We start from the raw sequence: 13,489 nt of genomic DNA on the forward strand, positions 1-13,489 counted from the left end.
CGCTAGATTAGGCCTGCGTGGGGGGTAGGATCAAGCTTGGAGAGGTGTAGGAAAGGTTTACCAGGAGAGGTGTAGTGTTTGGTCGGGCCCCTTCGCGAGCAAGCCCGCTCCCACATTGGATCTGTGTCGTTCACAAATCCAATGTGGGAGCGGGCTTGCTCGCGAAGGCAGCACCGCGGTGTTACGACTTACTGAGCGGTCAGGCTCACATCCCGCAACGGCTTGCCACGCACCGGCGCATCGCCAGCCACGAAATAGGCAGCCTTGCTACGCGGCAACGGCTTGCGACCACGGATCTTGTCGGCGATTTTCTCGGCGATCATGATCGTCGGCGCGTTCAGGTTGCCGGTGGTGATGATCGGCATGATCGAGGCATCGACCACACGCAGGCTCTGCATGCCGTGCACACGACCTTCAGCGTCAACCACGGCCATGTCGTCGGTGCCCATCTTGCACGAGCAGGACGGGTGGAACGCGGTTTCGGCGTGTTCGCGGATGAACTTGTCGAGCTGCTCATCGGTTTGCACGTCGATGCCCGGGCTGATTTCGCGGCCACGGAAAGCGTCCAGTGCAGGCTGTTGCATGATTTCACGGGTCAGGCGGATGCCGTCGCGGAATTCCTGCCAGTCCTGCTCGGTGGCCATGTAGTTGAACAGGATGCTCGGGTACTCGCGCGGATCCTTCGACTTGGCCTGGATGCGACCACGGCTCGGCGAACGCATGGAACCCATGTGCGCCTGGAAACCGTGCTCTTTCACACCGTTGCTGCCGTTGTAGTTAATCGCGACCGGCAGGAAGTGGTACTGGATGTTCGGCCAATCGAATTCCGGACGGGTACGAATGAAACCGCCGGCTTCGAACTGGTTGCTGGCGCCGATGCCGGTGCCTTTGAACAGCCACTCGGCACCGATGGCCGGCTGGTTGTGCAGCAGCAGCGACGGGTACAGCGAGACCGGTTGGGTGCACGCGTATTGCAGGTACAGCTCGAGGTGATCCTGCAGGTTTTCACCCACGCCCGGCAGGTCGTGGACCACCGGGATGTCGAGTTTTTTCAGCAGTTCGGCCGGGCCGACGCCGGAGCGTTGCAGAATCTGCGGCGAAGCGATGGCGCCGGAGCACAGCAGCACTTCTTTGCGGGCACGGGCTTCAACGCGCTCTTCAGCTGCGCCGATCAGGTAACGCACGCCGACCGCACGCTTGCCTTCAAACAGAATCTTGTCGGTCAGGGCGTGGGTGACGATGGTCAGGGTCGAGCGCTTCTTGGCGATGTCCAGGTAACCGCGAGCGGTGCTGGCGCGACGGCCGTTCGGCGTCACGGTGCGGTCCATCGGACCGAAGCCTTCTTGCTGGTAGCCGTTCAGGTCTTCGGTGCGCGGGTAACCGGCTTGCACACCGGCTTCAACCATCGCGTTGAACAGCGGGTTATTGCCGGCTTTTGGCGTGGTCACGCTGACCGGACCGTCGCCACCGTGGTAGTCGTTCGGGCCGATGTCACGGGTTTCAGCCTTGCGGAAATACGGCAGGCAGTTCAGGTAGTCCCAGTCTTCCAGACCTGGCAGTTTGGCCCAGTTGTCGTAGTCCATCGCGTTGCCGCGGATGTAGCACATGCCGTTGATCAGCGAAGAACCACCCAGGCCCTTGCCGCGACCGCATTCCATCCGGCGACCGTTCATGTGTGGTTCTGGATCGGTTTCGTAGGCCCAGTTGTAGCGACGACCTTGCAGCGGGAACGCCAAAGCGGCCGGCATTTGCGTACGGAAGTCTAAACGGTAGTCCGGGCCGCCTGCTTCGAGCAGCAGGACGGTGACGCCTTCGTCTTCAGTCAGACGGGTCGCCAGGGTGTTACCGGCCGAGCCGGCACCGATGATGATGTAATCGAATTCTTGGGACATTGAATGCACCCTCTTTGAAGTTGGTCAGGTCGCGGTCGCCGATGCACCACTTGATTTGTGGCGAGGGAGCTTGCTCCCGCTCGGCTGCGCAGCAGTCGCAAGGCAGCGACCGTGTTCTGTCTGAATGAGCGCGGTGTCTGAAGTTGGGGCCGCTTCGCAGCCCAGCGGGAGCAAGCTCCCTCGCCACAAAAGGCCCCAGCCTCAGGTTCCGCGTCAGATCAGAAAACCGAGGCGTAATCGCCCAGTTCGACCTGTACCGATTTGATGCGTGTGAAGTTGTTCAGCGAGCTGATGCCGTTCTCACGGCCCACACCCGACTGCTTGTAGCCGCCGACTGGCATCTTGGCGTCGGACTCGCCCCAGGCGTTGATCCAGCAGATACCGGCTTCCAGTTGATGAATCACACGGTGAGCGCGGTTCAGGTCCTTGGTGACGACGCCAGCGGCCAGGCCGAACTCGGTGTCGTTGGCACGACGGATCACTTCTTCTTCGGTTTCGTAGGTCAGGATGCTCATCACCGGGCCGAAGATTTCTTCGCGAACGATGGTCATCTCGTCGGTGCAGTCGGTGAACACGGTCGGTGCCACGAACGCGCCTTTGGCGAATTCGCCTTCGGTCAGACGGCTGCCGCCGCACAGAACGCGAGCGCCTTCTTCCTTACCTTTGGCGATGTAACCCAGCACGCTTTCCATGTGTGCGAAGCTGACCAGCGGGCCGAAGTTGGTGTTCTCGTCTTGCGGGTTGCCGACGCGGATGCGCGCAACGCGTTCAACGATCTTGGCTTCGAAAGCGGCTTTCAGGTGGCTCGGTACGAACACGCGAGTGCCGTTGGTGCAGACCTGACCGGAGCTGTAGAAGTTGGCCATCATGGCGGTGTCGGCGGCGCGGTCGAGGTCGGCGTCGTCGAAAATGATCAGCGGGGATTTGCCGCCCAGTTCCATGGTCACGTCTTTCAGCGACGAGGCGGAAGCGCTGGCCATGACTTTCTTGCCGGTGTCGGTGCCACCGGTGAAGGAGATTTTTTCGATGCGTGGGTGCTCGGTCAGCCAGGTACCGACTTCACGGCCGCTGCCGGTCAGCACGTTGAACACGCCAGCCGGAACGCCGGCTTCGGTGTAGATCTCGGCCAGTTTCAGCGTGGTCAGGGAAGTGACTTCGCTTGGCTTGAAGATCATCGCGTTGCCGGCCGCCAGGGCAGGTGCGGATTTCCACAGGGCGATCTGGATCGGGTAGTTCCACGCGCCGATACCGGCCACGATGCCCAGCGGCTCGCGACGGGTGTAGACGAAGGAAGTGGTGCGCAGTGGAATCTGCTCGCCTTCGATGGCCGGCACCAGGCCTGCGTAGTACTCCAGCACATCAGCGCCGGTGACGATGTCGACGTACTTGGTTTCGGAGAACGACTTACCGGTGTCCAGGGTTTCCAGGGCGGCCAGTTCATCGTTGCGCTCGCGCAGGATGTCGACGGCACGACGCAGGATGCGCGAACGCTCCATGGCGGTCATCGCAGCCCAGATTTTCTGGCCCTTTTCGGCGCTGACTACAGCGCGCTCGACGTCTTCCTTGGTCGCACGTTGTACGGTTGCGAGGACTTCACCGTTAGCCGGGTTGATGGCTTCGAAGGTGGCGTCGCTGCTGGCGTCGGTGTAACCGCCGTCGATGTAGAGTTTTTGCAGTTCGAAACGGGCCATAAAGTCCTCGCAAGTGCATAAGTTAGTTGGCGTTAACCACCGGGCGTGCCGTAAAGCCTTGGCAACGCTGGTCAGTGGCGGTTCAGGTGCTGAGCGGTTCTGTGTGCTCTAACTCACCTGCTTGGCCAGTTGGATATCCATGTATTCGTAAGCGATTCGTTGCGCCTGCTCGGTGTCGAAAGCATCTCCCGACAGCGCGCCGCGCAACCACAAACCGTCAATGAGGGCTGCCAGGCCACGGGCGGCGCTGCGCGCTTGATCAAGCGGCAACGCACGACGGAACTGGCAGCACAGGTTGGAATACAGACGGTGATCGTTGATCCGCTGCAACCTGTGCAAAGACGGCTGGTGCATGCTGGTGGCCCAGAAGGCCAACCAGGTTTTCATTGCCGGGCCATTGACCTGGCTGGCGTCGAAGTTGCCTTCGATAATCACCTGCAGATGCGCCCGTGGGCTGTCATCTGCCATCGCCTGACGGCGCGCGGTGACGTTCTCGCTGAGGACGCTCATCAGATACCGCATCGTGGCGGCGATCAGGCCATTCTTGTCCTGAAAATAGTGACTGATGATGCCATTCGAGACACCGGCCAAACGGGCGATCAGCGCAATGCTGGCGTCCCCCATTCCGACCTGATCTACCGCCTGCAATGTGGCTTCGATCAACTGCTGACGGCGGATGGGTTGCATACCGACCTTGGGCATCGTGCATATCTCCTTAGGCCTTCCGGCGGACGTAAAACGTCTAGCGGATTGAGGGCCAGTCTATTTTGTTTTGATTGAACGTTCAATCAACAAAGAATAAGATCTGCGACAATTCGTCGCTACCTACAGGTTTTTCCTACATGTAGTTGGCGGAAAAACGACATCTGAAAATGCTCGAAACCCACACGCTCAGGCGTTCAGGGGTTTCGGGCTTTTTTCGGGCTGTCTTTATATCACCCGCTGGTCGGCTGCCAACTAACCGAATGGTCGGGTAACGCGTTGCCTTGTGTTTTTCTCTCGCACTGCCTGGAGCATCTGTGCCATGAGTTCTGCCTCTCTAATAAAGACCCCACCCGAGAAGGTGACGGTCAACGGTTGGGTGTTCTACACCTCTACCGCGTTGATCCTGTTGTTGACCGCCATTCTGATCGTCGCCCCGCAAGAGGCCGGCAGATTGCTCGGTATTGCCCAGGCGTGGTTGTCCCGCAGCTTCGGCTGGTACTACATGGTGGTGATCGCCGCTTACCTGGTGTTCGTGGTCGGCCTGGCGTTTTCGTCCTACGGCAAGCTCAAGCTGGGCAGCAAGGACGACACCCCGGACTTCAGCTACGGCGCCTGGGCGGGGATGTTGTTCTCGTCGGGTATCGGCATCTCGCTGCTGTACTTTGGTGCTTCCGAACCGCTGGACCACTACTTCAATCCGCCGGAAGGCGTGGCCGCCAGCAACATGGCCGCCCGTCAGGCAGTGCAGCTGACATTCCTGCACTGGGGCCTGCACGGCTGGGCGATCTACGCCTTGGTCGGCCTGGCCGTTGCTTATTTTGCTTACCGTCATAACCAGCCGCTGGCGTTGCGTTCGGCGCTGTATCCGCTGGTGGGTGAGCGTTGGGTCAAAGGCGCGGCCGGTCATGCAGTGGACGGCTTCGGCATGTTCGTGACCCTGCTGGGTCTGGTGACGAACCTGGGGATTGGTTCGCTGCAAGTGTCGTCGGGGCTTGAAAACCTGTTCGGCATGGAACACAGCAACACCAACCTGCTGATCGTGATCATCGTGATGAGCACCGTGGCGACCATCGCGGCTGTCTCGGGTGTGGAAAACGGTATCCGCCGTCTGTCCAACCTGAACATCGTGCTGTTCAGTGGCCTGCTGATTTTCGTGCTGCTGTTCGGCCCGACCCTGCACCTGCTCAACGGCTTCGTGCAAAACATCGGCGACTACCTGAACGGCGTGGTGCTGAAGACCTTCGACCTCTATGTGTACGAAGGCGACAGCGAGAAGTCTGACCGCTGGTTGGGCCTGTGGACCCTGTTCTACTGGGCCTGGTGGATTTCCTGGGCCCCATTCGTCGGCATGTTCATCGCGCGTATTTCCCGTGGCCGCACGGTGCGTGAACTGGTCGCTGGCGTGCTGCTGATTCCACTGGGGTTCACCCTGGCATGGTTGTCGATCTTCGGTAACTCGGCCCTGGACCTGGTGATGAACCATGGGGCGGTGGAACTTGGCAAGACGGCGCTGGAACAGCCGTCGATGGCGATTTACCAACTGCTTGAGCACTACCCAGCGTCGAAAATCGTAATCGGCGTGTCGATCTTTGTTGGTTTCGTGCTGTTCCTGACCCCGGCGGACTCCGGCGCGGTGATGATGGCCAACCTTTCCTGCAAGGGCGGCAACGTCGACGAAGACGCCCCGCACTGGCTGCGGATCTTCTGGTCGGCGGTGATCACGCTGGTGACCATCGGCCTGCTGTTCGCCGGTAACTTCGAAGCCATGCAAACCATGGTGGTGCTGGCCGGTCTGCCGTTCTCGGTGGTGCTGGTGTTCTTCATGTTCGGCTTGCACAAGGCGATGCGCCAGGACGTGCAGATCGAACAGGAGCAAGCGGAGCTAGCAGCCCGTGGTCGTCGTGGTTTCAGCGAGCGTTTGACGCAGCTGGACTTGCAGCCGAATCAGTCGATTGTTCAGCGTTTCATGGACAAGCAAGTCAGCCCGGCGCTGGAAGATGCGGCAGTGCAATTGCGCGCTCAGGGTCTGGATGTGCAGACGTTGCTGGGCAAATCGAAACGCTGCATGGGCCTGCGGATCGAGATGGAAGAGGGCAACCCTTTTGTCTACGAAGTAAGCCTGGACGGCTATCTGGCAGCGGCGAGCGACACGGTGTCGGCTGAAAGTGCTGATGAACCGCGTGCACGTTATTACCGCGCCGAGGTGTACCTGCACAACGGCAGCCAGGACTACGATTTGATGGGCTTCACTCAGGATCAGATCACCCGTGACGTGCTCGATCAGTTTGAAAGCCATCGGCAGCTCCTTGGCCGGGTCTATAGCTGAGTTGTGAGTAGCGCGATGTTCCAGTGACATCGCGTTGTATTCTTCGCGAGCAAGCCCGCTCCCACAGGTAACCGAGTTCTATCAGGGACATGCGGTCGAATGTGGGAGCGGGCTTGCTCGCGAAGAGGTCATCAACCGCAAAGCTGCGTGACCTGATATCCCCTTAAACAAAAACGCCGCGATCTCTCGCGGCGTTTTTGTGTGTGTTGCCTTACCCCAGGTTCTTGCCGAGCAGTGCGTGATACAGCTCGCTGTCACCCAGAATCCCGACCACCTTGTTGTTGTCGTGCAATACCAGCTTGTTGCCTGTCTGATATCGAATCTGCAGCGCGTCGCGCATGCCGATGTTCGAGTCCACCAGCGTCGGCCGACGACCCAAACCTTCAACTGCTTGCCCAGGGATCCAGTTCTGCAGGTCCAGGCTCGCGCCATTCTGGCGTGCGCCTTTGATGGTGTTGCCTTCGGCCAGGTCCAGCCAGGAATCACCGCCCGGATCGAGGCATACCGAACCGTTGATGCGTTTGCAGTTGTCCAGGGTGCGCATCAGGCTGCGACCGCACAGCACGTTCAGCGGATTGGTGTGGGCGACGAAGGTCCGCACGTAATCGTCCGCAGGGTTCAACACGATCTCTTCAGGTTTGCTGTACTGAATGATCCGACCGTCTTTCATGATTGCAATACGGCTGCCGAGCTTCAGGGCTTCATCGAGGTCGTGGCTCACGAAAACGATGGTCTTGCTCAGCTTGCGTTGCAGTTCCAGCAGTTCGTCTTGCAGGCCTTGGCGGATCAGTGGGTCGAGTGCCGAGAACGGTTCGTCCATCAGCAGGATGTCGGCGTCCATCGCCAGGGCACGGGCCAGGCCCACGCGTTGTTGCATACCACCGGACAGCTCGTTGGGTTTCTTGTTGCGCCATTGGGTCAGGCCCACCAGCTCAAGCTTTTCATCCACCAGTTTGCGGCGTTCTTTCTCAGGGCGACCCTGCATTTCCAGACCGAAACTGATGTTCTCGCGCACCGTCAACCAAGGCATCAGGGCGAACTTCTGGAACACCATCGCAATGCGCTTGGTGCGCATCATTTTCAGTTCTGCCGGAGTGCAGGAGGCGATGTCGATCTGCTTGCCTTCGTGCTCGACGAACAGCTTGCCGCGGCTGACTGTGTTAAGGCCGTTGATGCAGCGCAGCAGACTGGACTTGCCGGAGCCGGAAAGGCCCATCAGTACGCAGATTTCACCTTTTTCGACGTCCAGGCTGGCCTTTTCGACCCCAACGATCTGCCCGGTCTTTTTCAGGATCTCGTTACGGGTCATGCCTTGATCCAGCAGCTTGAGTGCCTCGCGTGGATCCTTGGAGAAGATTACGTCGACGTCTTCGAAGCGAATAATGCTCATGCGTCACCCCCTACTTTAGCTTCGGGTTGTTTGCAGATACGGTCGAGCATGATCGCCAGCAGTACGATCGCCAGGCCTGCTTCGAAGCCCAGGGCGATATCAGCAGTGTTCAGTGCGTTGACCACGGGTTTGCCCAGGCCATCGGCGCCCACCAGTGCCGCGATCACCACCATCGACAGCGACAGCATGATGCACTGGGTGATACCGGCCGCGATGCTTGGCATGGCGTGGGGCAGTTCGATTCGCGAGAGCAGCTGACGTCGCGAGCAGCCAAAGGCCTTGCCAGCGTCCATCAATTCTTCCGGGACATCGCGAATACCCAGGTAAGTCAGGCGGATAGGTGCGGCAATCGCGAACACCACCGTAGAAATCAGACCCGGGACCACACCCAGACCGAAGAGGGTCAGGGTAGGAATGAGGTACACGAAGGTCGGTACGGTCTGCATCAGATCGAGCACCGGACGCATCAGTGTGTAAAACATCGGTTTATGCGCGGCGACGATGCCCAACGGCACGCCGATGACCACGCAGACCAGGGTGGCGAACAACACCTGGGCAAGGGTTTCCATGGTTTCCTGCCAGTACCCCAGATTGAGGATCAGCAGGAAGGAGGCGATGACAAAAACGGTCAGGCCCCACTTTCGTTGAATGAAATGTGCCAGTAGCGCGATAAGGCCGATCAATGCCAGCGGGTTGAACCAGGTCAGCGCAAAAGTCACGCCGTGGATCATCGTTTCCAGTGACACGGCGATTGCGTCGAAGGTGCTGGCGCCGTGTTGCGTCAACCATTCAACGAAGCCCGCGATGTACTGGCCTAAGGGTATTTTCTGATCAATCAGCATGGTAGTGAACGTCCGCATGCAAGGAAATAAACAGCCCGGGCGAGCGAACTCGCCCGGCGTAAGCGATTACTGCGCGAGCTTGGCTTTCACGGCCTCCAGGCCTGGTTTACCGTCAATGGTGGTCACGCCAGCGAGCCAGGTATCGAGGACCTGTGGATTCTTTTTCAGCCAGGCCTTGGCGGCCGCGTCAGGCTTCATTTTGTCGTCCAGGACGTTGCCCATCAGGGTGCTTTCCATGTCGACGGTGAACTCCAGGTTTTTCAGCAACTGACCGACGTTGCTGCATTCCTGGACATAACCCTTGCGGGTGTTGGTCGCCACGGTGGCGGCACCGAAGTCCGGGCCGAAGAAATCGTCACCACCGGTGAGATATTGGATCTTGAAGCGCTTGTTCATCGGATGCGGCGCCCAGCCGAGGAACACTACGGCGGTGTCGCGTTTCTGGGCGCGGTCGACTTGCGACAACATGCCCGCTTCGCTGGACTCGACGATCTTGAATCCGGCGTCTTTCAAGCCGAAGGCGTTCTTGTCGATCATACTCTGAATCAGACGGTTGCCATCGTTACCCGGCTCGATGCCGTAGATCTTGCCGTCGAGCTCTTTCTTGAATTTCGGAATATCAGAGAAGTCGTGAAGACCTTTGTCATACAGCGCTTGAGGTACGGCGAGGGTGTACTTGGCGCCGGTGAGGTTGGTGCGCACGACGTCCACGGTGCCGGCATCGCGATAAGCCTTGATGTCGTTTTCCATGGTCGGCATCCAGTTACCGAGGAATACGTCCATGTTCTTGCCGTCGGCCAGGGACTTGTAGGTCACCGGCACGGAAATCATCGTGGTTTTGGTCTTGTAGCCGAGGGCATCGAGAACGACGCTGGTGGTGGCTGTGGTGACGGTAATGTCAGTCCAGCCGACATCGGAGAAGTTTACGGTGTTGCACTGAGCCGGTTCTGCGGCTTGAGCCAGAAACGGCAGACTCAGCATGGCGGCCAACAACAACGACGGGGAACCTTTCATGGATGGACTCCTTGGTGTTTTTTTTGGCAGTGTTCCGACTGGACCACCGCACTTATAGGTTGCGGTTGGATGGCGTTTTGGAGACATCTCTACCACGGCGCCTTGCAATCGAGTCGATACGATCATGTACCAGTGAAAATCTGACGCCTACAGGGTGCGTCGTAACCAGTACAGGGATGGTCGCATCCAGTGTCGGTGACGTCGTTTACAGCTTTTTTCAGCCCCTTTTGCCCCTCTGATCTGCAAAAAAACGGCGAAAACGCAGCGTCAAAGCCTCGCGGCGTTGGTGGGCATGAGTGCGTCGGTGTGAGACGTCGAACGACATGACAAAAGCCTGATGATGCGGCCATCTCGGCGGATTGCAGCTTGAGCGTAGCAGCTCCGTCACTGGGCGCTTTTGCGTCTGGAGTTGGCACATCCAGGAGTTCGGCAGTAATGGCTATCAGTGTTTTCGACCTGTTCAAAATCGGCATCGGTCCTTCCAGTTCGCACACCGTGGGGCCGATGCGCGCCGCGGCGTTGTTCGTGCAAGGTTTGCGTGAGCGGGGAGTTTTGGAACAAGTACGGCGCGTCGAAGTTCAGCTTTATGGTTCGTTGTCGGCCACCGGCATCGGTCACGGCAGCGACAACGCGGTGATCATGGGCCTGATGGGCGAGTGGCCGGACGCGATCGATCCGTCGCAAATCGGCATCCGCATTGAAACCCTGCGCGAAACCCACACGCTATTGCTCGACGGTCGCTTGTCGGTCCCGTTCATCTGGGCCCGGGATATGCGCCTGATCGACGAGAACCTGCCGTTCCACCCCAACGCCATGACGCTGATTGTCGAAGGTGATGACGGTGAGCTGCATCGCGATACCTACTATTCCATTGGCGGCGGTTTTGTCGTCGATGAGGCACAGGCTTCCAGCGGCGTGGTCGATCTGGATCGCACCGTGTTGCCGTACGATTTCTCCAGTGCCGTCGAGTTGCTCAGCCTCTGCAAGCAGCACAACCTGCGCGTTGCCGAATTGATGTTGGCCAACGAGAAGGTCTGGCGCAGCGAAGAGGAAATTCGCGCCGGCCTGATGACACTCTGGCGCGCCATGCAGGATTGCGTGGAGCAAGGCCTCAAGCACGAAGGCATCTTGCCCGGCGGCCTGAATGTGCGCCGTCGCGCGGCCAAATTGCACCGCAGCCTGCAAGAATTGAACAAGCCCAATGTGATCGGCTCGACCTTGAGCGCCATGGAATGGGTCAACCTGTTCGCCCTGGCGGTCAATGAAGAAAACGCCGCTGGCGGACGCATGGTTACGGCGCCGACCAATGGCGCGGCGGGGATCATTCCGGCGGTGCTGCACTACTTTATGAAGTTCAGCGAAGTGGTGACTGAAGCCAACGTAGTCGACTATTTCCTCAGTGCGGCGGCGGTCGGGATTCTGTGCAAGAAGAACGCTTCGATTTCCGGTGCCGAAGTCGGTTGCCAGGGCGAAGTCGGTTCGGCCTGCGCGATGGCGGCGGCCGGGCTGGCGGAGATTCTGGGGGCGACACCGGAGCAGCTGTGTAACGCGGCGGAAATCGGTCTGGAACACAACCTCGGCCTGACCTGCGACCCGGTGGGCGGGCTGGTGCAAGTACCGTGCATCGAGCGCAATGCGATTGCTGCGGTGAAAGCCATCAACGCGGCGCAGATGGCGCTGCGTGGCGACGGCCAGCACTTTATCTCGCTGGATCGGGTGATCCGCACGATGCGTGATACCGGTGCCGATATGCATGACAAATATAAAGAGACCTCGCGCGGTGGGTTGGCGGTTAGCGCGGTTGAGTGCTGAGACCGAGTTGATCTTGTGGTGAGGGAGCTTGCTCCCGCTCGGCTGCGTAGCAGTCGTAAAGATTTTAGGGCCGCTTCGCGCCCCAGCGGGAGCAAGCTCCCTCGCCACAGAAAGGTCATTTGCCAGAGAAGACCAGTCAAAACTGCGCACAAAGTGAACACCGAAATCAAAACGCGCCACGTTTTGGCGCGTCGCTTACAGATAAGCCCCTTGCCCCAGATCCGGGATCCAGGTTGGCCATTACCGCCTGTCACCTGTGCTTGCGGTGACACTCTTCACCAGGTCGCTGTAGCCCTGTTCCCACAAGTGCTACCGATTTGCTCAAGCCCAACGGGGTAGAGCGCCTCCTGCCGATAATGGCACTTATAACCCCCACTCCCGGCGCGGCTTATTTAGACGCGGCGCGACGTCGTTTTCAGGAGTTATTGAACAGCCATTCAACTTTAGGCATGGCATTTGCTCTGTCATTACAAAGCCCGTCTCCCACGCGAGAACGATGGCAATAACAAGAGCCTCCGCCTGAGGCCATCATCCGCTTTGTGTGAGGAGATACCGCGATGACGACGTTCAACTCCGGGGCCCAACCCCAGAACCGTGCGCCTCAATCCATCGGCTTTCTGCTGCTGGACAATTTCACGCTTATTTCTCTGGCCTCTGCAGTAGAACCCCTGCGCATGGCTAACCAACTGTCCGGCCGCGAGCTGTATCGCTGGACCACAATGACTGTCGACGGTGGTCAGGTCTGGGCCAGTGACGGTCTGCAGATCACCCCCGACTGCTCCATGCACAAAGCACCGGCCCTGGACACCATCATTGTCTGCGGCGGTATCGGCATCCAGCGCACTGTTACCCGTGAACACGTGTCATGGCTGCAAAGCCAGGCGCGTCAGTCCAAGCGTCTGGGCGCGGTCTGCACCGGTAGCTGGGCCCTGGCCTGCGCCGGTTTGCTGGACGGTTTCGATTGCAGCGTGCACTGGGAATGCCTGGCCGCTATGCAAGAAGCGTTTCCACGTGTGGCCATGAGTACGCGTCTGTTCACCCTCGACCGTAACCGTTTCACCAGTTCCGGCGGCACCGCGCCGCTGGACATGATGCTGCACCTGATCAGCCGCGATCATGGTCGTGAACTGTCCGCCGCGATCTCGGAGATGTTTGTCTACGAACGCATCCGCAACGAGCAGGATCACCAGCGTGTGCCGCTCAAGCACATGCTTGGCACCAACCAGCCGAAATTGCAGGAAATCGTCGCGCTGATGGAGGCCAACCTGGAAGAGCCGATCGACCTCGACGAGCTGGCGGTGTACGTCGCCGTGTCGCGTCGTCAGCTGGAGCGCCTGTTCCAGAAATACCTGCACTGCTCGCCATCGCGTTACTACCTGAAACTGCGCTTGATCCGCGCCCGGCAGTTGCTCAAGCAAACGCCGATGTCGATCATCGAAGTGGCGTCGGTGTGTGGCTTCGTGTCTACGCCGCACTTCTCCAAGTGCTACCGCGAATACTTCGGCATTCCGCCGCGTGACGAACGCGTAGGTTCCAACACCACCCAACAAGTGGCGATGATGCCGCTACCGCAAGCGCTGGTGTTGTCACCGTTGTCCGGGCCGCTGTCGGCGTTGAGCCAGGCGCGCAATGAGTCGACGTTCGCTAGCGTAAGGCTCTAAACCGCGGCGCCTTCATTCGCGAGCAGGCTCGCTTGTATGGTAGGACTTGAAGGGAGGAGGAGGGACAAGGCTCGATTCCGACTGTTGACGCAGTACAGACCGTGGGAGATTTCGCCCCTCCTCCTTTCACCCAAGCGCCGATAAAGAATGCATCTG

Annotated in this window: 9 protein-coding genes; 3 read left to right on the forward strand and 6 right to left on the reverse strand. The window is 59.3% G+C overall.

What is annotated here, in order from left to right; translation table 11 throughout:
• Nucleotides 1–188: 188 nt before the first annotated feature.
• The 3 genes from betA to betI form a co-directional block, all read right to left on the reverse strand.
• On the reverse strand, nucleotides 189–1,892 hold the full coding sequence (betA, locus tag KW848_RS10355) for a choline dehydrogenase (RefSeq protein ID WP_218536739.1): 1,704 nt from the start codon (nucleotides 1,890–1,892) through the stop codon (nucleotides 189–191).
• 218 nt (nucleotides 1,893–2,110) lie between these two features.
• Nucleotides 2,111–3,583 (reverse strand): betaine-aldehyde dehydrogenase, encoded by a 1,473-nt coding sequence (betB, locus tag KW848_RS10360; protein WP_218536740.1) that lies wholly within the window; start codon nucleotides 3,581–3,583, stop codon nucleotides 2,111–2,113.
• A 108-nt stretch (nucleotides 3,584–3,691) separates the two neighbouring features.
• The gene (gene betI, locus KW848_RS10365; RefSeq protein ID WP_018928769.1) at nucleotides 3,692–4,285 is read right to left on the reverse strand and encodes a transcriptional regulator BetI; all 594 of its coding nucleotides are present in this window, start codon (nucleotides 4,283–4,285) and stop codon (nucleotides 3,692–3,694) included.
• A 379-nt stretch (nucleotides 4,286–4,664) separates the two neighbouring features.
• Between betI and KW848_RS10370 the strand changes: the two genes are divergently transcribed.
• On the forward strand, nucleotides 4,665–6,614 hold the full coding sequence (locus tag KW848_RS10370) for a BCCT family transporter (RefSeq protein WP_223527611.1): 1,950 nt from the start codon (nucleotides 4,665–4,667) through the stop codon (nucleotides 6,612–6,614).
• Between the two features lie 211 nt (nucleotides 6,615–6,825).
• Here KW848_RS10370 and choV read toward each other — a convergent pair whose 3' ends face one another.
• The 3 genes from choV to KW848_RS10385 all read right to left on the reverse strand — a co-directional run bounded on the left by choV (nucleotide 6,826) and on the right by KW848_RS10385 (nucleotide 9,860).
• Nucleotides 6,826–8,004 (reverse strand): choline ABC transporter ATP-binding protein, encoded by a 1,179-nt coding sequence (gene choV / locus KW848_RS10375; protein WP_008151934.1) that lies wholly within the window; start codon nucleotides 8,002–8,004, stop codon nucleotides 6,826–6,828.
• Nucleotides 8,001–8,846, reverse strand: a complete 846-nt coding sequence (choW, locus tag KW848_RS10380; RefSeq protein ID WP_033060358.1) for a choline ABC transporter permease subunit — start codon at nucleotides 8,844–8,846, stop codon at nucleotides 8,001–8,003. Before choW ends, choV begins: the two co-directional genes overlap by 4 nt.
• 66 nt (nucleotides 8,847–8,912) lie before the next feature.
• Entirely contained in the window at nucleotides 8,913–9,860 is a 948-nt protein-coding gene (locus KW848_RS10385; RefSeq protein WP_111448518.1) for a choline ABC transporter substrate-binding protein, read from the reverse strand.
• Between the two features lie 435 nt (nucleotides 9,861–10,295).
• Here KW848_RS10385 and KW848_RS10390 point away from each other — a divergent pair, with 435 nt between their 5' ends.
• Both KW848_RS10390 and KW848_RS10395 read left to right on the forward strand, forming a co-directional pair.
• Nucleotides 10,296–11,672: an L-serine ammonia-lyase gene (locus tag KW848_RS10390; RefSeq protein WP_218536741.1), complete on the forward strand. Its 1,377-nt coding sequence runs from the start codon at nucleotides 10,296–10,298 to the stop codon at nucleotides 11,670–11,672.
• Between the two features lie 557 nt (nucleotides 11,673–12,229).
• Complete coding sequence (locus KW848_RS10395; protein ID WP_008151925.1) at nucleotides 12,230–13,333, forward strand: GlxA family transcriptional regulator; 1,104 nt, start codon at nucleotides 12,230–12,232, stop codon at nucleotides 13,331–13,333.
• Nucleotides 13,334–13,489 lie beyond the last annotated feature (156 nt).

The organism is Pseudomonas sp. PDM25, from assembly GCF_019219045.1.
Classification (GTDB): domain Bacteria; phylum Pseudomonadota; class Gammaproteobacteria; order Pseudomonadales; family Pseudomonadaceae; genus Aquipseudomonas.

What these genes read in the sequence shown, in the direction of transcription:
- betA (WP_218536739.1), bottom strand. Translation starts at nt 1,892, where the DNA reads ATGTCCCAAGAATTCGATTACATCATCATCGGTGCCGGCTCGGCCGGT.
- betB (WP_218536740.1), bottom strand. Translation starts at nt 3,583, where the DNA reads ATGGCCCGTTTCGAACTGCAAAAACTCTACATCGACGGCGGTTACACC.
- betI (WP_018928769.1), bottom strand. Translation starts at nt 4,285, where the DNA reads ATGCCCAAGGTCGGTATGCAACCCATCCGCCGTCAGCAGTTGATCGAA.
- choV (WP_008151934.1), bottom strand. Translation starts at nt 8,004, where the DNA reads ATGAGCATTATTCGCTTCGAAGACGTCGACGTAATCTTCTCCAAGGAT.
- choW (WP_033060358.1), bottom strand. Translation starts at nt 8,846, where the DNA reads ATGCTGATTGATCAGAAAATACCCTTAGGCCAGTACATCGCGGGCTTC.
- KW848_RS10385 (WP_111448518.1), bottom strand. Translation starts at nt 9,860, where the DNA reads ATGAAAGGTTCCCCGTCGTTGTTGTTGGCCGCCATGCTGAGTCTGCCG.
- KW848_RS10390 (WP_218536741.1), top strand. Translation starts at nt 10,296, where the DNA reads ATGGCTATCAGTGTTTTCGACCTGTTCAAAATCGGCATCGGTCCTTCC.
- KW848_RS10395 (WP_008151925.1), top strand. Translation starts at nt 12,230, where the DNA reads ATGACGACGTTCAACTCCGGGGCCCAACCCCAGAACCGTGCGCCTCAA.